The organism is Oleiphilus sp. HI0123 (assembly GCF_001635315.1).
The window spans coordinates 1-615 of the sequence record NZ_LWGE01000561.1; the positions used below are offsets into that span (position 1 = coordinate 1).

1 protein-coding gene is annotated in these 615 nt (G+C 45.4%); it reads left to right on the forward strand.

The genetic code is table 11. The features are described from left to right. Positions 1-10: 10 nt before the first annotated feature. The coding region (gene mnmA, locus A3761_RS05165) for a tRNA 2-thiouridine(34) synthase MnmA (protein ID WP_068749945.1) at positions 11-615 on the forward strand (605 nt) is incomplete at its 3' end.

Below are 615 nucleotides of genomic sequence, written 5' to 3' on the forward strand. Positions count from 1 at the left end.
TATCCACCTTATGATACAAAATAGCTCTTCCCTACCCTCTTCTGTTGACCCAAGCCAAACACGCGTAATCGTTGGCATGTCAGGCGGTGTTGACTCTTCCGTTTCAGCACTACTCCTAAAACAGCAAGGCTTTCTTGTCGAAGGCCTGTTTATGAAAAACTGGGACGAGGACGACGGCACAGAATACTGTACCGCAATCGAAGACCTGAATGATGCCCAAGCTGTATGTGACAAGCTAGGTATTAAGCTTCATACCGCTAACTTTGCCGCTGAATATTGGGACAGAGTCTTCGAGCACTTTTTGGTTGAGTATCGCTCTGGGCGAACTCCCAACCCTGACATCCTGTGTAACAAGGAAATCAAATTCAAAGCCTTTCTCGATTATGCGAGTACCTTAGGGGCAGATTACATTGCGACAGGCCATTACGTGAGACGCGCTGACGATAATGGGCAAACCTTGCTATTAAAGGGGCTCGATAACAACAAAGATCAAAGCTACTTTCTACATGCTGTCAACCAAAGCAAATTAGCGAAAACCCTGTTTCCGGTTGGTGAATTGGAAAAGCCAGCTGTAAGAAAGCTTGCCGAAGAACATGATTTAATCACACATAACAA